At 61.7% G+C, this 21616-nt stretch carries 30 protein-coding genes; all 30 read left to right on the top strand.

The features are described from left to right. Nucleotides 1-20: 20 nt before the first annotated feature. The 30 genes from rpoC (at nucleotide 21) to rpsD (ending at nucleotide 21604) form a co-directional block, all read left to right on the top strand. Complete coding sequence (gene rpoC, locus B0E50_RS16045) at nucleotides 21-4235, top strand: DNA-directed RNA polymerase subunit beta' (protein ID WP_077442330.1); 4215 nt, start codon at nucleotides 21-23, stop codon at nucleotides 4233-4235. A gap of 177 nt (nucleotides 4236-4412) precedes the next feature. Next, the gene (rpsL, locus tag B0E50_RS16050; RefSeq protein WP_077442331.1) at nucleotides 4413-4787 is read left to right on the top strand and encodes a 30S ribosomal protein S12; all 375 of its coding nucleotides are present in this window, start codon (nucleotides 4413-4415) and stop codon (nucleotides 4785-4787) included. A gap of 12 nt (nucleotides 4788-4799) precedes the next feature. Continuing rightward, nucleotides 4800-5267 (top strand): 30S ribosomal protein S7, encoded by a 468-nt coding sequence (gene rpsG / locus B0E50_RS16055; protein WP_007514548.1) that lies wholly within the window; start codon nucleotides 4800-4802, stop codon nucleotides 5265-5267. A 186-nt stretch (nucleotides 5268-5453) separates the two neighbouring features. After that, nucleotides 5454-7583: an elongation factor G gene (gene fusA / locus B0E50_RS16060; protein WP_077442332.1), complete on the top strand. Its 2130-nt coding sequence runs from the start codon at nucleotides 5454-5456 to the stop codon at nucleotides 7581-7583. 47 nt (nucleotides 7584-7630) lie between these two features. Further along, a complete protein-coding gene (gene tuf / locus B0E50_RS16065) occupies nucleotides 7631-8821 on the top strand; it encodes an elongation factor Tu (protein WP_077442324.1) in 1191 nt (396 codons plus the stop codon). Nucleotides 8822-9276: 455 nt separating this feature from the next. Then, the gene (rpsJ, locus tag B0E50_RS16070) at nucleotides 9277-9588 is read left to right on the top strand and encodes a 30S ribosomal protein S10 (protein WP_007082173.1); all 312 of its coding nucleotides are present in this window, start codon (nucleotides 9277-9279) and stop codon (nucleotides 9586-9588) included. Between the two features lie 20 nt (nucleotides 9589-9608). Further along, a complete protein-coding gene (gene rplC / locus B0E50_RS16075; protein WP_077442333.1) occupies nucleotides 9609-10250 on the top strand; it encodes a 50S ribosomal protein L3 in 642 nt (213 codons plus the stop codon). An 11-nt stretch (nucleotides 10251-10261) separates the two neighbouring features. Further along, a complete protein-coding gene (rplD, locus tag B0E50_RS16080) occupies nucleotides 10262-10879 on the top strand; it encodes a 50S ribosomal protein L4 (RefSeq protein WP_077442334.1) in 618 nt (205 codons plus the stop codon). Beyond that, the gene (gene rplW, locus B0E50_RS16085; RefSeq protein ID WP_077442335.1) at nucleotides 10876-11169 is read left to right on the top strand and encodes a 50S ribosomal protein L23; all 294 of its coding nucleotides are present in this window, start codon (nucleotides 10876-10878) and stop codon (nucleotides 11167-11169) included. The genes rplD and rplW overlap by 4 nt, the downstream gene beginning before the upstream one ends. A 17-nt stretch (nucleotides 11170-11186) precedes the next feature. Next, entirely contained in the window at nucleotides 11187-12011 is an 825-nt protein-coding gene (gene rplB / locus B0E50_RS16090; RefSeq protein WP_077442336.1) for a 50S ribosomal protein L2, read from the top strand. A gap of 12 nt (nucleotides 12012-12023) precedes the next feature. Further along, the gene (gene rpsS, locus B0E50_RS16095; RefSeq protein ID WP_007082178.1) at nucleotides 12024-12296 is read left to right on the top strand and encodes a 30S ribosomal protein S19; all 273 of its coding nucleotides are present in this window, start codon (nucleotides 12024-12026) and stop codon (nucleotides 12294-12296) included. Beyond that, a complete protein-coding gene (gene rplV / locus B0E50_RS16100) occupies nucleotides 12296-12631 on the top strand; it encodes a 50S ribosomal protein L22 (RefSeq protein WP_077442337.1) in 336 nt (111 codons plus the stop codon). Before rpsS ends, rplV begins: the two co-directional genes overlap by 1 nt. A gap of 15 nt (nucleotides 12632-12646) precedes the next feature. Next, nucleotides 12647-13402, top strand: a complete 756-nt coding sequence (gene rpsC, locus B0E50_RS16105; RefSeq protein WP_077442338.1) for a 30S ribosomal protein S3 — start codon at nucleotides 12647-12649, stop codon at nucleotides 13400-13402. 11 nt (nucleotides 13403-13413) lie between these two features. Beyond that, nucleotides 13414-13827, top strand: coding sequence for a 50S ribosomal protein L16 (gene rplP, locus B0E50_RS16110; protein ID WP_056386829.1), 414 nt, complete (start codon nucleotides 13414-13416; stop codon nucleotides 13825-13827). Continuing rightward, nucleotides 13827-14012, top strand: coding sequence for a 50S ribosomal protein L29 (gene rpmC, locus B0E50_RS16115; RefSeq protein WP_077442339.1), 186 nt, complete (start codon nucleotides 13827-13829; stop codon nucleotides 14010-14012). The genes rplP and rpmC overlap by 1 nt, the downstream gene beginning before the upstream one ends. Nucleotides 14013-14024: 12 nt before the next feature. Further along, the gene (gene rpsQ, locus B0E50_RS16120) at nucleotides 14025-14312 is read left to right on the top strand and encodes a 30S ribosomal protein S17 (RefSeq protein WP_077442340.1); all 288 of its coding nucleotides are present in this window, start codon (nucleotides 14025-14027) and stop codon (nucleotides 14310-14312) included. A 15-nt stretch (nucleotides 14313-14327) separates the two neighbouring features. After that, nucleotides 14328-14696, top strand: a complete 369-nt coding sequence (gene rplN, locus B0E50_RS16125) for a 50S ribosomal protein L14 (protein WP_007513359.1) — start codon at nucleotides 14328-14330, stop codon at nucleotides 14694-14696. Nucleotides 14697-14709: 13 nt separating this feature from the next. Then, nucleotides 14710-15024 carry a 50S ribosomal protein L24 gene (gene rplX, locus B0E50_RS16130; protein WP_077442341.1) on the top strand — a complete coding sequence of 105 codons (315 nt, stop codon included), beginning with the start codon at nucleotides 14710-14712 and terminating at the stop codon, nucleotides 15022-15024. A gap of 8 nt (nucleotides 15025-15032) precedes the next feature. Further along, a complete protein-coding gene (gene rplE, locus B0E50_RS16135) occupies nucleotides 15033-15575 on the top strand; it encodes a 50S ribosomal protein L5 (RefSeq protein ID WP_174575058.1) in 543 nt (180 codons plus the stop codon). A gap of 18 nt (nucleotides 15576-15593) precedes the next feature. Then, nucleotides 15594-15899, top strand: a complete 306-nt coding sequence (gene rpsN, locus B0E50_RS16140; protein WP_077442343.1) for a 30S ribosomal protein S14 — start codon at nucleotides 15594-15596, stop codon at nucleotides 15897-15899. Between the two features lie 222 nt (nucleotides 15900-16121). Further along, entirely contained in the window at nucleotides 16122-16517 is a 396-nt protein-coding gene (gene rpsH, locus B0E50_RS16145) for a 30S ribosomal protein S8 (RefSeq protein ID WP_077442344.1), read from the top strand. An 11-nt stretch (nucleotides 16518-16528) separates the two neighbouring features. Then, the gene (gene rplF / locus B0E50_RS16150; RefSeq protein ID WP_077442345.1) at nucleotides 16529-17056 is read left to right on the top strand and encodes a 50S ribosomal protein L6; all 528 of its coding nucleotides are present in this window, start codon (nucleotides 16529-16531) and stop codon (nucleotides 17054-17056) included. An 88-nt stretch (nucleotides 17057-17144) separates the two neighbouring features. Next, entirely contained in the window at nucleotides 17145-17504 is a 360-nt protein-coding gene (gene rplR, locus B0E50_RS16155; RefSeq protein WP_174575059.1) for a 50S ribosomal protein L18, read from the top strand. 111 nt (nucleotides 17505-17615) lie between these two features. Continuing rightward, nucleotides 17616-18125: a 30S ribosomal protein S5 gene (gene rpsE / locus B0E50_RS16160; RefSeq protein WP_077442651.1), complete on the top strand. Its 510-nt coding sequence runs from the start codon at nucleotides 17616-17618 to the stop codon at nucleotides 18123-18125. Continuing rightward, the gene (gene rpmD, locus B0E50_RS16165) at nucleotides 18118-18318 is read left to right on the top strand and encodes a 50S ribosomal protein L30 (RefSeq protein ID WP_077442347.1); all 201 of its coding nucleotides are present in this window, start codon (nucleotides 18118-18120) and stop codon (nucleotides 18316-18318) included. Before rpsE ends, rpmD begins: the two co-directional genes overlap by 8 nt. 5 nt (nucleotides 18319-18323) lie before the next feature. After that, nucleotides 18324-18755 (top strand): 50S ribosomal protein L15, encoded by a 432-nt coding sequence (rplO, locus tag B0E50_RS16170; RefSeq protein ID WP_077442348.1) that lies wholly within the window; start codon nucleotides 18324-18326, stop codon nucleotides 18753-18755. A 6-nt stretch (nucleotides 18756-18761) separates the two neighbouring features. Beyond that, nucleotides 18762-20084 carry a preprotein translocase subunit SecY gene (gene secY, locus B0E50_RS16175; protein WP_077442349.1) on the top strand — a complete coding sequence of 441 codons (1323 nt, stop codon included), beginning with the start codon at nucleotides 18762-18764 and terminating at the stop codon, nucleotides 20082-20084. 126 nt (nucleotides 20085-20210) lie between these two features. Then, complete coding sequence (gene rpsM, locus B0E50_RS16180) at nucleotides 20211-20567, top strand: 30S ribosomal protein S13 (protein WP_056386816.1); 357 nt, start codon at nucleotides 20211-20213, stop codon at nucleotides 20565-20567. A gap of 12 nt (nucleotides 20568-20579) precedes the next feature. Continuing rightward, a complete protein-coding gene (rpsK, locus tag B0E50_RS16185; RefSeq protein WP_007513384.1) occupies nucleotides 20580-20966 on the top strand; it encodes a 30S ribosomal protein S11 in 387 nt (128 codons plus the stop codon). Nucleotides 20967-20977: 11 nt separating this feature from the next. Beyond that, nucleotides 20978-21604, top strand: coding sequence for a 30S ribosomal protein S4 (gene rpsD / locus B0E50_RS16190; RefSeq protein WP_077442350.1), 627 nt, complete (start codon nucleotides 20978-20980; stop codon nucleotides 21602-21604). Nucleotides 21605-21616 lie beyond the last annotated feature (12 nt).

Here is a 21616-nt window from a genome sequence, read left to right on the forward strand (position 1 = left end):
GCAGTCACCGGAGATTTCGAATGAAAGACTTGCTCAATCTGTTCAATCAGCAACGCGCGACGCCGGATTTCGACGCGATCAAGATCGCGCTGGCCTCGCCGGAGCTGATCCGTTCGTGGTCGTACGGCGAAGTGAAGAAGCCGGAAACCATCAACTACCGCACCTTCAAGCCGGAGCGTGACGGCCTGTTCTGCGCCGCCATCTTCGGACCGGTGAAGGACTACGAGTGCCTGTGCGGCAAGTACAAGCGCATGAAGCATCGCGGCGTGGTCTGCGAGAAGTGCGGCACGGAAGTGACGCTGGCCAAGGTGCGTCGCGAGCGCATGGGCCACATCGAGCTGGCCAGCCCGACCGCGCATATCTGGTTCCTCAAGTCGCTGCCCTCGCGCATCGGCCTGATGCTGGACATGACCCTGCGTGACATCGAGCGCATCCTGTACTTCGAGGCGTTCGTGGTGATCGATCCGGGCATGACCGCGCTGGAGCGCGGCCAGCTGCTCAGCGAGGACCAGTACCTGGAAGCGACCGAAGAGCACGGCGACGAGTTCGACGCCCGCATGGGTGCCGAGGCCGTCTACGAGCTGCTGAAATCGCTCGACCTGCCGGGCGAAGTGATCCGCCTGAAGGAAGAGATCACCTCCACCAACTCCGAGACCAAGCTCAAGCGCCTCACCAAGCGCGTCAAGCTGATCGAGGCGTTCCTGGAATCCGGCAACAAGCCGGAGTGGATGGTGCTGACCGTTCTTCCCGTGCTGCCGCCGGACCTGCGTCCGCTGGTGCCGCTGGACGGTGGCCGTTTCGCCACCTCCGACCTGAACGATCTGTACCGTCGCGTGATCAACCGCAACAACCGCCTGAAGCGTCTGCTCGAGCTCAATGCGCCCGACATCATCGTGCGCAACGAGAAGCGCATGCTGCAGGAATCGGTCGATGCGCTGCTCGACAACGGTCGCCGTGGTCGTGCCATCACCGGCACCAACAAGCGCGCGCTGAAGTCGCTCGCCGACATGATCAAGGGCAAGCAGGGCCGCTTCCGCCAGAACCTGCTCGGCAAGCGCGTGGATTACTCCGGTCGTTCGGTGATCGTGGTCGGTCCGACCCTGCGCCTGCACCAGTGCGGTCTGCCGAAGAAGATGGCGCTTGAGCTGTTCAAGCCGTTCATCTTCGCCAAGCTGCAGGCGCGTGGCGAAGCCACCACCATCAAGGCGGCGAAGAAGCTGGTCGAGCGCGAAGAGGCCCAGGTGTGGGACATCCTCGAAGAGGTGATCCGCGAGCATCCGGTGCTGCTGAACCGTGCGCCGACCCTGCATCGCCTGGGCATCCAGGCGTTCGAGCCGAAGCTGATCGAAGGCAAGGCGATCCAGCTGCATCCGCTCGTCTGTACGGCATTCAACGCCGACTTCGACGGCGATCAGATGGCCGTCCATGTGCCGCTGTCGATCGAGGCGCAGCTGGAAGCGCGCACGCTGATGATGTCGTCCAACAACATCCTCAGCCCCGCCAACGGCGAGCCGATCATCGTGCCGACCCAGGACGTGGTGCTGGGTCTGTACTACATGACCCGCGAGCTGATCAACGTCAAGGGTTCCGGCATGGTGTTCTCCGGCATTGCCGAGGCCCGTCGTGCCTATGACAACCGCGCGGTCGAGCTGCACGCCAAGGTCAAGGTGCGCCTGAAGCTGGTGCACGTCGCCGAGGATGGCACCCGCACGCATGAAACCAAGATCGTCGAGACCACCGTGGGCCGCGCGCTGCTGGCGGAAATCCTGCCGGAAGGCCTGCCGTTCGAGCTGGCCAACACCGAACTGACCAAGAAGGCCATCTCGCGCCTGATCAACTCCAGCTACCGTTTGCTGGGCTTGAAGGAAACCGTGATCTTCGCCGACAAGCTGATGTACACCGGTTACCGGTTCGCCACGCGTGCCGGCATCTCGATCGGCATCGACGACATGCTGATCCCGGCCGAGAAAAAGCCCATCCTCGAGGAAGCCGAGAAGGAAGTCGTCGAGATCCAGCAGCAGTACCAGTCGGGTCTGGTCACCGCCGGCGAGCGCTACAACAAGGTGGTCGACATCTGGTCGCGCACCAGCGAACTGGTGGCGAAGGCCATGATCGACGGCATCGGCACCGAGAAGGTGAAGGATGCCGACGGCAAGATGGTCAACCAGAAGTCGATGAACTCGCTGTACATCATGGCTGACTCCGGCGCCCGTGGTTCCGTGGCGCAGATTCGTCAGCTGGCCGGTATGCGTGGCCTGATGGCACGCCCGGACGGCTCGATCATCGAGACGCCCATCAAGGCCAACTTCCGCGAAGGCCTGAATGTGCTGCAGTACTTCAACTCCACCCACGGTGCTCGTAAGGGCCTGGCGGATACGGCGTTGAAGACCGCGAACTCCGGTTACCTGACCCGTCGTCTCGTCGACGTGGCGCAGGACGTGGTCATCACCATGGATGACTGCGGTACCGAGGAAGGCGTCATCATGCAGCCGATCGTCGAAGGCGGCGATGTGGTCGAGCCGTTGCGCGAGCGCGTGCTGGGCCGCGTGGTGGTCGAGGACGTCTACGCACCAGGCGACGACGATCAGCCGATCGTCACCCGCGATACCCTGCTCAACGAAGCCTTGGTCGAGAAGCTCGACAAGGCTGGCGTGCAGATCATCAAGGTGCGTTCGCCGATCACCTGCGTCGCCGAGCACGGCGTGTGCAAGCTGTGCTACGGCCGCGATCTGGCCCGTGGCCACCTGGTCAACATGGGCGAGGCCGTGGGAGTGGTCGCCGCGCAGTCGATCGGTGAGCCGGGTACCCAGCTCACCATGCGTACGTTCCACATCGGTGGTGCGGCTTCGCGTGCGGCGGCCGTGGACAACGTGACGGTGAAGACCACCGGCTCGCTGAAGTACAACAACCTGAAGTCGGTGCAGCACAAGCAGGGCCATCTGGTGGCGGTGTCGCGCTCGGGCGAGTTGAGCGTCATCGACTCCAGCGGTCGTGAGCGCGAGCGTTACAAGGTGCCTTACGGTGCCACCATCGCAGTCAAGGACGGCAACCCGGTCAAGCCCGGCCAGACCGTGGCGAACTGGGATCCGCATACCCATCCGATCGTCACCGAAGTGGCCGGTGTGGTGCGCTTCATCGACTTCCTCGATGGCGTCACCGTGCAGAGCCAGACCGATGAGCTGACCGGCCTGGAGTCGGCGGTGGTTACCGATCCGAAGCGTCGTGGCACGCAGGCAAAGGATCTGCGCCCGATCGTGCGTCTGGAAGACAGCAAGGGTCGCGAACTCAAGCTGCCGGGTACCGACATTGCCGCGCAGTACTTCCTGCCGGCCGGTGCGATCGTGTCGATCCAGAACGGTGCCGAAGTGGGCGTAGGCGACGTGGTTGCCCGTATCCCGCAGGAAACCTCGAAGACTCGCGACATCACCGGTGGTCTGCCGCGCGTGGCCGATCTGTTCGAGGCACGCAAGCCGAAGGAGCCGGCGATCCTCGCCGAGCGCTCCGGCATCATCAGCTTCGGCAAGGACACCAAGGGCAAGCAGCGTCTGATCATCAAGGACGTCGACGGCAACGAGCACGAAGAGCTGATTCCGAAGTGGCGCCAGGTCATCGTGTTCGAAGGCGAGCATGTGGAGAAGGGCGAAACCGTCGTCGACGGCGAGCCGAGCCCGCATGACATCCTGCGCCTGCTGGGCGTGGAGCCGCTGGCCTCGTACCTGGTCAAGGAAATCCAGGACGTGTATCGCCTGCAGGGCGTGAAGATCAACGACAAGCACATCGAAGCGATCATTCGCCAGATGCTGCGCAAGATCGAGATCGTCGAGCCGGGCGACAGCCATTATCTGCGTGGCGAGCAGGTCGAGCGCGTGCGGATCAACCGCGAGAACGATCGTGCGGTGGCCAAGGGCGAGCGTCCGGCGGAGTACCAGTCAGTGCTGCTGGGCATCACCAAGGCATCGCTGGCCACCGAGTCTTTCATTTCGGCGGCCTCGTTCCAGGAAACCACCCGCGTCCTTACCGAGGCGGCGGTTCGTGGTACGCGCGACGGCTTGCGTGGTCTGAAGGAAAATGTTATTGTCGGCCGTCTTATTCCGGCAGGTACAGGTCTGGCGTACCACGCATCGCGTCGTCGCCAAGGCGGTTTGTCCGCTTCGGAGCTGGAGACTCTCTCCGGTTCCGCGCCTGCAGCTTCGTTTGCCGAGGCTCCGGTCGGTAGTGATAACGGTGTCGAGTAGGTCCGTTCCGGACTCCGCTCGCTGACATACGAAATGAGGTGCATGGATGCACCTCGTGTTCGGGTCCAGGATGACAGAGCGTTGGCTTGCCTATGGCAGGCTGCTCATGTTAAATTCCCGCTTCTTGGCAGACCGAGCTTATTCGGGCTGCCTTTATGTTTTCAGGAACAGCTTCGCATGACGACAGTCAACCAATTGGTGCGCAAATCCCGCAGCCCGAAGACGTACAAGAGTGCGTCGCCGGCCTTGCAGAGCAGCCCGCAGCGCCGCGGCGTCTGCACGCGCGTTTACACGACCACTCCGAAGAAGCCGAACTCGGCATTGCGCAAGGTTGCCAAGGTGCGCCTGACCAATGGCTACGAGATCATCAGCTACATCGGTGGTGAAGGCCACAACCTGCAGGAGCACTCGGTGGTGCTGATCCGCGGCGGTCGCGTCAAGGATCTGCCCGGTGTGCGTTACCACACGGTGCGCGGCAGCCTCGACTGCGCTGGTGTCACCAAGCGCCGTCAATCGCGCTCGAAGTACGGCGCCAAGCGCCCGAAGAAGTAAAGGACTCGAAACATGTCGCGTAAAGGTTCACATCCCGCCCGTCTGGTTCTGCCGGATCCCAAGCATGGCAGCCAGCTGATCGCCCGCTTCATCAACATGGTGATGAAGAGCGGCAAGAAGTCCGTGGCCGAGAGCATCGTTTACGGTGCGCTGCAGCACATTGGCGAAAAGAATGCCGAGCCGGTGGCTCTGGTCGAGAAGGCGCTCAACAACATCGCTCCGGCGGTCGAAGTCAAGTCGCGTCGTGTCGGTGGCGCCACCTATCAGGTGCCGGTGGAAGTTCGTCCGGGTCGCCGCATGGCGCTGGCGATGCGCTGGGTCATCGATGCCGCCCGCAAGCGTGGCGAGACCTCGATGCCGCGCAAGCTGGCCGCCGAGCTGCTCGAGGCTTCGGAAAGCCGCGGTGGCGCGGCCAAGAAGCGCGAAGAGACGCATCGTATGGCGGAAGCCAACAAGGCCTTCTCGCACTACCGCTGGTAATTGTTTTGTTTTGCCGTCCTCGATGACGGTAAAACAAACCCGCCATCCATGGCGGATTCCTGAGGTTCAAGCCGTCTTCTCTGATGGCTTGAACAAGCCGGCATTCCTGCCGGATTTTTCATGAGAAGTGCGGCCCGGACGGCTGCTTTGAATCGGGGCAATCAGGCCCGGCACAGGTAAATAGCAATGGCACGCACCACTCCCATCGAGCGCTACCGCAACTTCGGCATCATGGCCCACATCGATGCCGGCAAGACCACGACCACGGAGCGCATCCTGTTCTACACCGGTGTCAGTCACAAGATTGGCGAGGTGCACGACGGTGCAGCCACGATGGACTGGATGGAGCAGGAGCAGGAGCGCGGCATCACCATTACGTCGGCGGCAACGACGGCGTTCTGGAAGGGCATGGACGGCTCGATGGAGCAGCACCGCTTCAACATCATCGACACCCCTGGACACGTCGACTTCACCATCGAAGTCGAGCGTTCGCTGCGTGTGCTCGATGGGGCGGTGTTCGTGCTGTGTGCCGTTGGTGGCGTGCAGCCGCAGTCCGAGACGGTGTGGCGCCAGGCCAACAAATATCGGGTGCCGCGTCTTGCGTTCGTCAACAAGATGGATCGCACCGGTGCCAATTTCAACAAGGTTATCGAGCAGCTGAAGGCGCGCCTGGGTGCGCATCCGGTGCCGATGCAGGTGCCAATCGGCGCCGAAGACGGTTTCGAGGGCGTGGTCGACCTGCTCAAGATGAAGGCGGTCATCTGGGACATGGAATCCCAGGGCATGAAGTTCGAGTATCGGGAGATTCCGGCGCATCTGGTCGAGCAGGCTGCCGAGGCGCGCAGCTTCATGGTGGAGTCCGCTGCCGAGGCGACCGAAGAGCTGATGAACAAGTATCTCGAAGAGGGTGACCTCACCGAGAGCGAGATCATCGCGGGCCTTCGTCAACGCACGCTCGCCAACGAAATCATCCCGGCCTTCTGCGGTACGGCGTTCAAGAACAAGGGCGTCCAGGCGATGCTTGACGCGGTGGTGCAGTTGTTGCCGTCGCCGGGCGACCGTCCGCCGGTTGCTGGCATCGACGAAGACGACAACGAAGCCACCCGCAAGGCTGACGATGCGGCACCGTTCTCCGCGCTCGCGTTCAAGATCATGACCGACCCGTTTGTCGGCTCGCTGACGTTCTTCCGCGTCTATTCGGGCACGCTGAACTCCGGCGATGCCGTGTACAACCCGGTCAAGAGCAAGAAAGAGCGCGTGGGCCGCATCCTGCAGATGCACGCGAACGAGCGTCACGAACTGAAAGAAGTCCGCGCGGGCGACATCGCCGCCGCGGTTGGCCTGAAGGACGTGACGACCGGCGATACGCTGTGCGCACAGGATCACATCATCACCCTGGAGCGCATGACGTTCCCGGAGCCGGTGATCTCGATGGCGGTCGAGCCGAAGACCAAGTCGGACCAGGAAAAGATGGGCATCGCCCTCGGCCGCCTGGCCGCGGAAGATCCGTCGTTCCGTGTGCGTACCGACGAGGAATCAGGCCAGACGATCATCTCGGGCATGGGCGAGCTGCACCTGGATATCCTGGTGGACCGCATGCGCCGCGAGTTCAACGTCGAGGCCAATGTCGGCAAGCCGCAGGTGGCTTATCGCGAAACGATCCGCACCAGCGACGTCAAGTCGGACTACAAGCATGCCAAGCAGTCTGGCGGTAAAGGTCAGTACGGTCACGTCGTGATCGAGATGTCTCCGATTTCCGCGGCTGATCGTGCTGACGAGAAGATCGCTGCGGGCATCAAGGATGACTTCTTGTTCATCAATGACATCACCGGCGGCGTGATTCCGAAGGAATTCATCCCGTCGATCGAAAAGGGCTTGCGCGAAACCATCACCAGCGGCCCGCTCGCCGGTTTCCCGGTGGTCAACGTGAAGGCCAAGCTGGTCTTCGGTTCCTACCATGACGTCGACTCTTCGGAAATGGCGTTCAAGCTCGCTGCGTCCATGGCATTCAAGCAGGGCTTCGCGAAGGCGAGCCCGGTCTTGCTCGAGCCGATCATGAAGGTCGAAATCGTGACGCCCGAAGATTACATGGGCGACGTGATGGGTGACATCAGCAAGCGCCGCGGCATGCTCACCGGCCAGGAAGACACGCCGTCGGGCAAGACGATCAATGCCGAGGTTCCGCTGGGTGAGATGTTTGGTTATGCGACGACCATTCGTTCGCTGACCCAGGGTCGTGCCACCTTCACGATGGAATTCGACCATTACGCCGAAGCACCGACCAATGTCGCCGAACAGGTCATGAAGAAGGCCTGATAAGGCTACGCTTCCACATACAACGTTCTTTTATAGAGGTCTGAGTCATGGCAAAGGGTAAATTCGAACGCACCAAGCCGCACGTGAACGTGGGCACGATTGGTCACGTGGACCACGGCAAGACGACGCTGACGGCGGCGCTGACGAAGGTCGGTGCGGAACGGTTTGGTGGCGAGTTCAAGGATTACAGCTCGATCGACGCAGCGCCGGAAGAGAAGGCGCGCGGCATCACGATCTCGACCGCCCACGTGGAATACGAGTCGCCGGTGCGCCATTACGCGCATGTGGACTGCCCGGGCCATGCCGACTACGTGAAGAACATGATCACGGGTGCGGCGCAGATGGACGGTGCGATCCTGGTGTGCTCGGCCGCGGACGGCCCGATGCCGCAGACGCGCGAACACATTCTGCTGAGCCGTCAGGTGGGCGTGCCGTACATCGTGGTCTTCCTGAACAAGGCGGACATGGTGGACGACGCCGAGCTGCTCGAGCTGGTCGAGATGGAAGTGCGCGAGCTGCTCTCCAAGTACGAGTTCCCGGGCGACGACACCCCGATCATCCAGGGTTCGGCCAAGCTGGCGCTGGAAGGCGACCAGAGCGAGATTGGCGTGCCGGCGATCATCAAGCTGGTCGATGCGCTGGACAGCTATATCCCGGAGCCGGTGCGCACGATCGACAAGCCGTTCCTGATGCCGGTGGAAGACGTGTTCTCGATCTCGGGCCGCGGCACCGTGGTGACCGGTCGTATCGAGCGCGGCATCATCAAGGTCGGCGACGAAATCGAAGTGGTCGGTATCCGCGACACGCAGAAGACCACGGTCACCGGCGTGGAAATGTTCCGCAAGCTGCTGGATCAGGGTCAGGCAGGCGACAACGCCGGTCTGCTGCTGCGCGGCCTGAAGCGTGACGACGTGGAGCGTGGCCAGGTGCTGGCCAAGCCGGGCACGATCACCCCGCACACGGACTTCGAGGCTGAGGTGTATGTGCTGTCGAAGGACGAGGGTGGCCGTCATACGCCGTTCTTCAAGGGCTACCGTCCGCAGTTCTACTTCCGCACGACCGACGTGACCGGCGCTTGCCAGTTGCCGGAAGGCGTGGAGATGGTGATGCCGGGCGACAACGTGAAGATGGTGGTGAGCCTGATCCACCCGATCGCGATGGACGAAGGCCTGCGTTTCGCCATTCGCGAAGGCGGCCGCACCGTCGGCGCCGGTGTGGTGGCCAAGGTCATCAAGTAAGTTCTGTTATCCCGGCAGCTGGCTGCCGGGATAATTCCCGACGTTGTGATCCGACCAACTGGTCGGATAACGTCGGGTAAGTGAGACGGCCTGCGATGTTTTTCATCGAGGTACTTCACTAAGCCGAAATTTGCATGTATACTTCGCAGCTTGCTTATCGATAGAGGTTAATCCTCGGTCGATCTACCGCGAAATGAGGCGCAGGATGCGCTTCGAGTTCGCAGGCCGGGATGGCCCTCGCAATTCAATGTAATCACAGGGTGCAGCCCTGCTGATTACGTTTTTTTGCGTGATACGCAATTTTGTCCAAGTGAGCCGCCTGGCGCTCGCTTGGGCTTTTCGAATTGGGGCTGTGCGTTTTGTACGCGGCTACCGATGTGGTGCTAAAGGGTTGTGCGAGGCGGTGAGAAGCCGTTTCGTTTCACATTACGTTCTTTCGACAACAGGACACGGTTATGGCGAACCAGAAGATTCGGATTCGGCTGAAAGCGTACGATCATCGTCTGATCGATCGTTCGGCCAGCGAGATCGTCGAGACGGCAAAGCGCACGGGTGCCACGGTACTCGGCCCGATCCCGCTTCCGACCAAGATCGAGCGTTACACCATTCTGACGTCGCCGCACGTCGACAAGGATGCACGCGACCAGTACGAGACCCGTACGCACAAGCGTGTGCTCGACATCGTCGACCCGAACGACAAAACCGTGGACGCGCTCATGAAGCTTGATCTCGCCGCTGGCGTCGATGTTCAGATCAAGCTCGGTTGAGCGACAGACAGGATACGAAGATGAGTATCGGATTGGTTGGCCGCAAATGCGGCATGAGCCGACTCTTCACTGAAGATGGCCGCTCGATTCCGGTGACGCTGATTGAAGCGACGCCGAACCGCGTGACCCAGTTGAAGACGGACGATAACGATGGCTACAGCGCCGTCCAGGTTTCCGCGGGCAGCAAGCGCGCGAACCTGCTGACGCAGCCGCTGAAGGGTCATTACGCGAAGGCCAAGGTTGAGCCGGGTCGTGGCTTGTGGGAATTCCGCGTGTCTGCCGACGATCTCGGCAAGTACACCGTGGGCAGCGAGATCAAGGCAGACGACGTGTTCACCGTCGGCCAGATCGTCGACGTTGCAGGCGTGTCGAAGGGCAAGGGCTTCCAGGGCACGATCAAGCGCTGGAACTTCAAGATGGGTGACGCCACCCACGGTAACTCGCTGTCGCATCGCGCGCCGGGCTCCATCGGTCAGCGCCAGACGCCGGGCCGCGTGTTCCCGGGCAAGAAGATGTCCGGCCACATGGGTGCAGTGAACCGCACACAGCAGGGTCTGGAAGTGGTCAAGGTCGACGCCGAGCGTCATCTGATCGCGGTGAAGGGTGCGGTACCGGGTGCAACCGGTGGCGACGTCATCATCCGCCCGACGACGAAGAGCTGAGGAGAGACGCCATGGAACTCAATGTTATTGGCGCGTCATCGCCTACCAAGCAAGCGCTCAGCGTGTCGGACGAAGTGTTCGGCGGTGAGTACAAGAAGGCCCTGGTTCATCAGGTCGTGATCGCCTACCAGGCGGCCGGCCGTGCCGGTACCCAGTCGCAGCTGTCGCGCGGCGAGATGTCCGGTACCACCAAGAAATTCAAGAAGCAGAAGGGCGGCGGCGCCCGTCACGGTGATTACCGTGCGCCGATCTTTGTCGGTGGTGGCCGCACGTTCGCTGCCAAGCCGCGCAGCTATGAGCAGAAGGTCAACCGCAAGGCTTACCGTGTCGCGATCCGTTCGATCTTTTCCGAACTGGTCCGTCAGGGTCGCCTGAAGGTCGTCGAGAGCTTTGGCGTCGAGACGCCGAAGACCTCCGCGATGGTGGCCAAGCTGGCCGAGCTGGAAGTTTCCGGTCGCGTGCTGCTGGTGTCGGAAGATGTCTCCGAGTCAGTGTTCCTGGCCGCCCGCAACATTCCCTATATCCATGTACTGGATGTGATGGGCCTGAACCCGGTCAGCCTGGTCGGTTCCGACCACGTGGTGGTCACGGTTGAGGCGGTGAAGAAGATCGAGGAGTGGCTGGCATGAACAACGAACGCATTCTCGATACGCTGCGCGCGCCGCACATCTCCGAGAAATCGGCGCGTCTGGCCGAGCACAACCAGTACGTATTCGTGGTTGCCCCGACGGCAACCAAGGCCGATGTCCGCGCTGCCGTGGAAAAACTGTTCGACGTCAAGGTCGAGCAGGTGAACCTCGTCAACACCAAGGGCAAGGTCAAGTCCTTCCGTTTCCGCGCTGGCAGCCGCCAGGGCAAGCGCAAGGCCTACGTGCGTCTTGCCGATGGCCAGACCATCGACGTGTCCGCCAAGGCCTGAGCCAGGAGTTTTGTGAGATGGCACTAATCAACCACAAGCCGACCTCGCCGGGCCGTCGTGACGCAGTCAGCGTCAAGACGGAAGGCTTGCACAAGGGCGCGCCGTACGCGGCGTTGACCGAGTCGCAGTCCAAGACGGGCGGTCGCAATCATCACGGTCGCATCACGGTGCGTCACCGTGGCGGCGGTCACAAGCAGCAATACCGCATCATCGATTTCAAGCGTGACAAGGAAGGCATCGCCGCCCGCGTCGAGCGCATTGAATACGATCCGAACCGCACCGCGCACATCGCGTTGCTGTGCTACGCCGATGGCGAGCGTCGTTACATCATCGCGCCGAAGGGCGTGCAGGTGGACGATCGTCTGGTGTCGGGTCGCGAAGCTCCGATCAAGGCCGGCAACTGCCTGCAGCTGCGCAACATCCCGATGGGCAGCACGATCCATTGCATCGAGCTGCGTCCGGGCAAGGGTGCGCAGATCGCCCGCAGCGCCGGTGCCTCGGTGCAGCTGGTGGCCCGCGAATCCGGTTACGCCACGTTGCGTCTGCGCTCTGGCGAGATGCGTCGCGTCTCGGTCGACTGCCGCGCCACGATCGGTGAAGTCGGCAACGGCGAGCACAGCCTGAAGAAGCTCGGCAAGGCTGGCGCGAAGCGCTGGTTGGGTATTCGCCCGACCGTTCGCGGTGTGGTGATGAACCCGGTCGACCATCCGCACGGTGGTGGTGAAGGCAAGACTTCAGGTGGTCGTCATCCGGTCAGCCCGTGGGGCACGCCGGCCAAGGGCTACAAGACCCGTAACAACAAGCGCACGCAGCAGTTCATCGTGCGTCGTCGTACGAAGTAACAGGAAACCGACATGCCTCGCTCTCTGAAGAAAGGTCCGTTCGTCGACCTTCACCTCGTCAAGAAGGTGGAAGCTGCGGTTTCCGCCAACAACAAGCGCCCGATCAAGACCTGGTCGCGCCGCTCGATGATCCTGCCGGAAATGGTTGGCTTGACCATCGCTATTCACAACGGCCGTCAGCACGTACCCGTACTGATCAACGAGAACATGGTCGGGCACAAGCTCGGCGAGTTCGCGGTGACCCGTACGTTCAAGGGCCATGTCGGCGACAAGAAGGGCAAGTGATGAGCACTGAAGCCAAAGCGATCCTGCGTGGCGCCCGCATTTCGGCGCAAAAGGCACGCCTGGTGGCTGACCTCGTCCGCGGGCTTCCCGTGGGCCGGGCCAGCGACGTGCTCACCTACACCAACAAGAAGGCTGCGCACCTTGTCCGCAAGGTGCTGCTGTCGGCCGTCGCCAACGCCGAGAACAACCTCGGTGCTGACGTCGACGAGCTGAAAGTGGCCAGCATCTTCGTTGATGAAGGTCCGGCGATGAAACGCATGCACGCCCGCGCCAAAGGCCGCGGTTCGCGCATTCTCAAGCGCACCAGCCACATCACTGTGGTTGTTGGTAACTGACCGAGGATATAGACGATGGGTCATAAAGTTCATCCCACCGGTATCCGCCTCGGCATTGCCAAGGACTGGAACTCGAAGTGGTTCGCCAACAAGGGCGATTACGCCAAGTATCTCGTGGCCGATATCAAGGTCCGCGACATGCTGAAGAAGAAGCTGGCTGCTGCCGGCATCTCGAAGATCCAGATCGAGCGTCCGGCCAAGACCGCACGCGTGACGATCCACACCGCCCGCCCGGGCGTGGTGATCGGCAAGAAGGGCGAGGATATCGAGAAGCTGCGCAAGGAAGTCAGCGACATGATGGGCGTCCCGACGCACATCAACGTCAATGAAGTGCGCAAGCCCGAGCTGGACGCCCAGCTGGTGGCCGAGTCGATCGCGCAGCAGCTCGAGCGCCGCATCATGTTCCGCCGCGCGATGAAGCGCTCGGTCGGCAACGCGATGCGCCTTGGTGCGCTGGGCATCAAGATCAACGTGTCCGGTCGTCTGAACGGTGCCGAGATCGCCCGTTCCGAGTGGAGCCGCGAGGGTCGCGTGCCGCTGCATACGCTGCGCGCCGACATCGACTACGGCACCGCCGAGGCGAAGACCACCTACGGCATCATCGGCATCAAGGTGTGGGTCTACAAGGGCGAGGTCTTCGACCTGAGCCAGGTGGGCCAGGAGTCGAAGGACGAGCCGTCCTCGCAGCCGCGCCGCGAAGGTGGCGAAGGTCGTCGTAACGATTCGCGTCGCGAGGCCGGTGACGGCCGCCGCGAGCGGTCTGCGAAGTAAGGAGAGTTGCCATGTTGCAACCCAAGCGAACCAAGTACCGCAAGCAGTTCAAGGGCCGTAACGACGGTCTGGCACAGTGCTCCAACCTCGTCAGCTTCGGCGAGTACGGCCTGAAGGCAACGACCCACGGCGCGCTAACCGCACGCCAGATCGAAGCCGCTCGTCGTTGCATCACTCGTTTCGTCAAGCGTGGCGGCAAGCTGTGGATCCGCGTGTTCCCGGACAAGCCGATCACCAAGAAGCCGATCGAAGTGCGAATGGGCGCCGGCAAGGGCAGCGTCGAGTTCTGGGTCGCCCCGATCCAGCCTGGTCGCATGCTCTATGAAATCGAGGGCGTCGACGAGTTGACGGCGCGCGAGGCGTTCCGTCTGGCGGCAGCGAAGCTGTCTGTGCAGACCCAGTTTGTTACCCGGGCGGTGATGTGATGGCCACCAAAGAAACCAAGAACCAGTCGGCCGAAGAGCTGAACCAGCATCTGCTGGATCTGCGCAAGGAGCAGTTCAATCTGCGCATGCAGAAGGGCTCCGGCCAGCTCACTCAGCCGCACCAGCTTCGCCGCGTTCGGCGTGACATCGCCCGCACGAAGTTCGTGCTCGGCAGCAAGAAGTAAGGGACGGCCGACATGAGCGCTAACCAGATTCAAGAAGCACAGGTTCAATCAGATAAGCAGACGCGTACCCTCGAGGGTCGGGTCACCAGCAACAAGATGGACAAGACGGTCACCGTGCTGGTCGAGCGTCAGGTTCAGCACTGGCTGCTCGGCAAGATCATCCGCCGTTCGACCAAGCTGCATGCGCAGGACGATCTCGGTGCAAACGAGGGTGACCTCGTGCGTATCGCCGAGTGCCGTCCATTGTCCAAGACCAAACATCACCGCGTGGTTGAAATCATCACGCGCGCCAAAGTCTAAGGGGGGGGTGCAGCCATGATCCAGATGCAAAGCACGCTTTCCGCAGCGGATAACAGCGGCGCAAAGGAATTGATGTGCATCAAGGTGCTCGGCGGCTCCAAGCGCCGTTACGCCGCGATCGGTGATGTCATCAAGGTCACCGTGAAGGATGCGATTCCCCGTGGCAAGGTAAAGAAGGGCGAGGTGTACAACGCCGTGGTGGTTCGTACTGCCAAGGGTGTGCGCCGTCCCGATGGTTCGCTGATCCGTTTCGACGGCAATGCAGCGGTCCTCCTCAACAACAAGCTCGAGCCGATCGGCACCCGTATTTTCGGGCCGGTCACCCGCGAGCTGCGCAGCGAGAAGTTCATGAAGATCGTCTCGCTTGCTCCCGAAGTGCTCTGAGCGGAGTCAAGAAATGAACCGTATCCGCAAGGGTGATCAGGTCCTCGTGATCACCGGCAAGAACAAGGGCCAGCGCGGCGATGTGCTGCGTGTTGCAGGCGAGCGTGTGTTCGTCTCCAACGTGAACCTGGTCAAGCGCCACACCAAGCCGAATCCACAGGCCAACCAGGCTGGTGGCATCGTCGAGCGTGAGGCCTCGATCCATCTCTCCAATGTGCAGCTGTTCAACCCCGCCACGAACAAGGGTGAACGCGTCGGCACCAAAACGCTCGAAGATGGGCGCAAGGTCCGCGTGTTCCGTTCGACTGGCGAGGTCGTGGACGCGTAAGGAACACGATCATGACCCGCCTCGAAAATTTCTACAAAGAGAAGGTAGTTGCCAAGCTCACTGAGCAGTTCGGCTACCAGAACGTGATGCAGGTTCCCCGCATCACCAAGATCACGCTGAACATGGGCGTGGGCGAAGCCGCCGGCAACAAGAAGGTGCTGGAGAACGCCGTGGCCGACATGGCCAAGATCTCCGGCCAGAAGCCGATCACGACCAAGGCTCGCGTCTCCGTGGCCTCGTTCAAGATCCGCGATGGCTGGCCGATCGGCTGCAAGGTGACCTTGCGCCGCGCCCAGATGTGGGAGTTCATGGATCGCCTGATCAACATCTCGCTGCCACGCGTGCGTGACTTCCGCGGTGTCTCGGGCAAGGCGTTCGACGGCCGTGGCAACTACAACTTCGGTATCAAGGAACAGATCATCTTCCCTGAGATCGACTTCGACCAGGTCGATGCACTGCGTGGCATGGATATCTCCATCACCACCACGGCCAAGACCGACGAAGAAGCGAAAGCCCTGCTGGCTGCGTTCAGCTTCCCGTTCCGTAACTGATAGACGCGAGAGATACCCATGGCAAAGACCTCGATGGTCAACCGCGATATCAAGCGGACCAAACTCACGCAGAAGTTCGCTGCCAAGCGCGCTGAACTGAAGGCGATTGTGCTGAGCCCCAAGGCCTCCTACGAGGAGAAGATGGAAGCCCAGTCCAAGCTGCAGAAGCTGCCGCGCGATGCCAGCCCGGTGCGTCAGCGCACCCGCTGTGCATTGACCGGTCGCCCGCGTGCCGTATACGCCAAGTTCGGTCTCGGCCGCAACAAGCTGCGTGAAGCGACCATGCGCGGCGACGTGCCGGGTCTGCGCAAGGCCAGCTGGTAATACCCAAAGACGGGCCGGTTTGCGGAGCCAAGGTTCCGCGACTGGCTCACCCGGCTGCTTGTTTGTGCAGCCGTTGATGCGACTACCGCATCGAAATTCGCCAAAACCTGGAAATGCTGATATAGTCGGCGGTCTGCGCAAAGCAGGCCGGCGTCTTGTCGGCTCACAATTTGATTGATTTCCGGTTTTATCGGATATCGGTGCACTCTGAAGGATGTTTTCATGAGCATGACTGATCCCATCGCCGATCTGTTCACGCGCGTCCGCAATGCCCAGGCTATGGGCAAGCCGGCCGTTCGTATGCCGTCGTCGAAACTGAAGTTGGCCATCGCCAATCTTCTCAAGAACGAGGGCTACATCCTCGACGCCAAGACTTCCAGCGAGGAAGGCAAGCCGGTGCTCGAGCTCAAGCTCAAGTATTTCGAGGGCCAGCCGGCCATCGAGACCATTTCCCGTGTCAGCCGCTCCGGCCTGCGTGTGTACCGCGGCAAGGACGAGCTGCCGAAGGTCCTCGGTGGCTTGGGTATCTCGATCATCTCGACTTCCGCTGGTCTGTTGACCGATGCGCAGGCCCGTGCCAAGGGTCTGGGCGGCGAAGTCATCGGCCAAGTGGCATAAGGAGTCATTCAATGTCACGTGTAGCCAAGCAACCGATTTCCCTGCCGAAGGGCGTGGAGCTGACCGTCGCTGCCGATGCGATCTCCGTGAAGGGCCCGAAGGGCACGCTGTCCGTGCACCACCTGCCGGGCGTTACCGTCGCCGTGGACAACGGCATTGCCACCATCAGCCTCGCCGAGGGCACCGACGACAAGTTCGGCGGTACCGCGCGTGCTCTGCTGGCCAACATGGTCACCGGTGTTTCCAGCGGTTATGAGCGCAAGCTCGAGCTGGTCGGCGTGGGTTACCGCGTCGCCATGCAGGGCAAGTCGCTGAGCCTGAGCCTGGGCTTTTCGCACCCGGTGGTGTTCGAGGCGCCGGAAGGCATCAGCATCGAAACCCCGACGCAGACGGAAGTCCTGATCAAGGGCGCCGACAAGCAGGTCGTGGGCCAGGTGGCGGCCAAGATTCGCGGCTTCCGCCCGCCGGAGCCCTACAAGGGCAAGGGTGTGCGTTATGCCGGTGAGAAGATCACGCTGAAGGAAGCCAAGAAGGCTTAAGTACGCAGTCCCTGCGTGTGGAAGCGGCCATCCATGGCCGCACTCCTCACAAGAGCTGCGAAATCAAGTCGATCCGCTTTCTGGAGATATCAAGATGAACAAGAACGAAAATCGCCTGCGTCGCGCCAAGTCCACGCGTAGCCATATCCGCAAGCTGGCTGTGGCCCGCTTGTCGGTGCATCGCACCGGTCAGCACATTTATGCGCAGGTGTTCGACGCTTCCGGCGTGAACGTGGTGGCTGCGGCCTCCACCGTGCAGAAGTCGGTTGCCGAGGGCCTCAAGGGCACCAAGAACCTGACTGCTGCTGCTGCGGTGGGCAAGGCTGTCGCCGAGCGCGCCATGGCTGCAGGCATCGAGTCGGTGGCATTTGATCGCTCCGGCTTCCGCTTTCACGGTCGCATCAAGGCGCTGGCCGATGCGGCGCGCGAAGCGGGCCTCAAGTTCTAAAAGCACTACCTGGGAATCGGGCGAGTCTTGATTCCCGCTGCACTACCTACAACTCCAAGCGGCTCAGCCGCAAGCAAAAGTCCTGGCCTTGCCGGGCACATGGAAAAGAACATGTCTTCTAACGATCGCGAAAATTCGGACGGCTTGCTCGAAAAGCTGATTGCCGTCAACCGCGTGGCCAAGACCGTCAAGGGTGGCCGCCAGATGAGCTTCACCGCGCTGACCGTGGTCGGCGACGGCGAGGGCAAGGTTGGCTTCGGTTATGGCAAGGCGCGTGAAGTGCCTGTCGCCATCTCCAAGGCGATGGAGCGTGCCCGCCGCCAGATGGTGAACATCGAACTGAACAACGGCACCCTGTGGTACGCCATCAAGGCCAACCATGGTGCAGCCCGCGTGTACATGCAGCCCGCTTCGGAAGGTACTGGCGTGATCGCCGGTGGCGCCATGCGCGCCGTGCTGGAAGTGGTCGGTGTGAAGAACGTGCTGGCCAAGGCCGTCGGTTCGCGCAACCCGATCAATCTGGTGCGCGCCACCATCAAGGGCCTGCAGGCAGTGGCCTCGCCCAAGAAGATCGCCGCCAAGCGTGGCAAGACTCTGGATGAGGTGCTGGGCAATGGCTAAGTCTCAACAAACCGCCGAGAAGACCGTGCGCGTGCGCCTGGTCAAGGGCCTGCGCGGCGTGCAGGCACGCCATCGCCTGAGCGTGAAAGCTCTGGGTCTGGGCAAGATCAACGACGTCCGTGAACTGAAGGACAGCCCGCAGGTGCGTGGCCTGATCAACACGGTCTATTACCTGGTCCGGGTCGAGGAGTAAGCATCATGCGTTTGAATGACATTCAGCCGGCCGCCGGTTCGCACAAGACGCGCCTGCGCGTCGGTCGCGGCATCGGTTCGGGCATGGGCAAGACCGCCGGTCGCGGACACAAGGGTCAGCACGCCCGCGCCGGTGGTACCCACAAGTATGGTTTCGAAGGCGGCCAGATGCCGCTGCAGCGCCGGTTGCCGAAGGTCGGCTTCCGCTCGCTGAAGAAGGCCGAGAGCCAGGAAGTGTTCCTGTATCAGCTGGCCCATCTCAAGGCTGACGTGATCGACGTCGTCGCGCTGCATCAGGCTGGCCTGATCAGCAGCCGCGCGAAGAAGGTCAAGGTGGTTCTCAAGGGTGAAATCGGTCGTGCGGTGAAGTTGTCTGGTCTGCTGGCTACTGCCGGCGCCAAGGCAGCCATCGAGGCGGCCGGCGGCAGCGTGGAGTAATCGACGGTGGCTGCAGCCAAGGGCAATGCACTCGGCAAGCTCGGCAAGCTGACGGAGCTTCGTCAGCGCATCTTCTTCGTGATCGGTGCGTTGATGGTGTTCCGCCTCGGCTCGTTCATTCCGGTTCCGGGCGTCAATCCGGAAGCGATGACCAGCCTGGTCAACGGCAACGGCCTGATGGACATGTTCAACATGTTCTCGGGTGGTGCGCTGGCGCGGTTCTCGGTATTCGCGCTCGGCGTGGTGCCGTACATTTCGGCGTCGATCGTGTTCCAGATGATGGGCTCGGTGCTTCCCGGATTGCAGGGACTGCGCAAGGAAGGCGAGGCCGGCAAGCGCAAGATGACGATGTATACGCGTTATGCCACGGTGGGTCTGGCAGCGTTCCAGTCGTTCGGCATCGCGGTGGCGTTGCAGAACCAGGTGGCGGCGGGTGGCGCGCCGGTGGTCTATACGCCGGGCTTCGGTTTCATCATGTCGTCCGTGGTCGGGCTTACTGCCGGCACGATGTTCCTGATGTGGCTGGGTGAGCAGATGACCGAGCGCGGCATCGGCAACGGTATTTCGCTGCTGATCTTCGCGGGCATCGTCGCCGGTCTGCCGGGCGCAGTGGTGCATACGCTGGGCATGGCCAACAACGGTGAGCTGACGCTGATCATGCTGCTCTCGGTGCTTGTCCTGGTGCTCGGTGTGACCGCTTTCGTGGTGTTCATGGAGCGTGCGCAGCGGCGCATTACGGTGAACTACGCGCGGCGTTCGGGTGGGCAGAAGGCCTACATGAACCAGAGTTCGAGTTTGCCGCTCAAGATCAACATGGCAGGCGTGATTCCGCCGATCTTCGCCTCGAGTCTGCTGATGTTCCCGGCAACGGCGGTCAGCTGGTTCAGTACCGGACAGCAATCGCGCTGGTTGCAGGATCTGACGCAGTCGCTGAGCCCGGGCAATCCGCTGTACGACATTATCTTTGCGGTGCTGGTGATCGGTTTTGCGTTTTTCTACACGGCGATCGTGTTCAACGCCGACGAGACGGCCGACAACCTCAAGCGGTCGGGTGCGCTGATTCCGGGCATTCGTCCGGGCAAGGCGACGGCCAGCTACATCGATGCGGTGATGACTCGCCTCACGGGTGTCGGCGCGTTGTATCTGGTACTGGTATGTCTGGTGCCATCGTTCATGCAGCAGGCCTGGCATGTGCCGTTCTATTTCGGTGGCACGTCGCTGCTGATCGTGGTGGTGGTGGTGATGGATTTCACGGCTCAGGTGCAGGCGCATCTGGTCAGTCACCAGTACGAGAGTCTGCTCAAGAAGGCCAACCTGCGCCGCAGCTGAGGCTGCCAACGGGTTGGTCATAGTGGGGAAGTGGCGGCACCGCGGTGTCGCAGGGCTTTCCAGTCAGGGTAATTCAGGTTAGAATTGCGCGTTTACCGCGCACGAAAGCATCGGAGAAAGTACATCATGGCGCGCATCGCGGGTGTCAATTTGCCGGTCCAGAAGCATGTCTGGGTTGGTCTGCAGAGCATTTACGGTATCGGCCGCAGCCGAGCCAAGAAGGTCTGCGTGGATGCTGGCGTGGTTCCCACCACCCAGATCAAGTCCCTCAGTGAAGGCGAGGTGGAGAAGATCCGCCACGAAATCGCCAAGTACACCGTCGAAGGCGATCTGCGCCGTGAGGTGGGCATGGCCATCAAACGTCTGATGGACCTGGGTTGCTACCGTGGCCTGCGCCACCGTCGCGGCCTGCCGGTGCGCGGCCAGCGCACGCGTACCAACGCACGTACCCGCAAGGGTCCCCGTCGCGCGATCAAGAAGTAACGGATTCCGAATATGGCTAAGCCGGTCAAGACCAAGAAGAAGATCAAGCGCGTTGTCACGGATGCCGTGGCCCACGTGCAGGCCTCCTTCAACAACACCATCGTTACCATCACCGATCGCCAGGGCAATGCCTTGTCGTGGGCTACTGCCGGCGGCGCCGGTTTCCGTGGCTCGCGCAAGTCGACCCCGTTCGCTGCGCAGGTTGCCGCCGAAAAGGCTGGCCGTGCTGCTGGCGACTACGGCGTGAAGACTGTCGAAGTGCGCATCAAGGGCCCAGGCCCGGGTCGCGAGTCGGCGGTGCGTTCGCTGAACGCGTTGGGCTACAAGGTGCTCAACATCATCGATGTCACGCCGATTCCGCATAACGGCTGCCGTCCCCCCAAGAAGCGTCGAGTCTAAGGAGCATACCCATGGCCCGTTATCGTGGAGCTACCTGCAAACTCGCCCGTCGTGAGGGTGCAGATCTCAGCCTGAAGAGCCCGGCGCGCGCGCTGGACTCCAAGTGCAAACTGGAAAACAAGCCCGGCCAGCATGGCGCGAACAAGCGCATGCGCATGTCCGACTATGCCGTGCAGCTGCGTGAGAAGCAGAAGGTCAAGCGCATCTACGGTGTGCTTGAGCGTCAGTTCAGCAACTACTACACCAAGGCGTCGACCCTCAAGGGCAACACCGGTGAGAACCTGCTGCGCCTGCTCGAAAGCCGTCTGGACAACGTCGTCTATCGCATGGGCTTCGCGGTGACCCGCGCCCAGGCCCGCCAGCTGGTTGCCCACAAGGCGATCCTGGTGAACGGCAAGAAGGTGAACATTCCTTCGTACCAGGTCCGCCCGGGCGATGCGATCGCATTGACCGAAAAGGCGCGCACCCAGCTGCGCGTGCAGGAAGCGGCGACCGTTTTCGACACCATGGACCTGCGTCCGATCTGGGTCGAAGTCGATGCCAAGAAATTTGAAGGCACGTTCAAGTCGGTGCCGGATCGCGGTGATCTGCCGTCCGACATCAATGAAGCATTGATCGTCGAGCTTTACTCGAAGTAATTACCGGAGCTC

The sequence above is a fragment of the Rhodanobacter sp. C01 genome, assembly GCF_002001045.1.
Taxonomy (GTDB): Bacteria; Pseudomonadota; Gammaproteobacteria; order Xanthomonadales; family Rhodanobacteraceae; genus Rhodanobacter.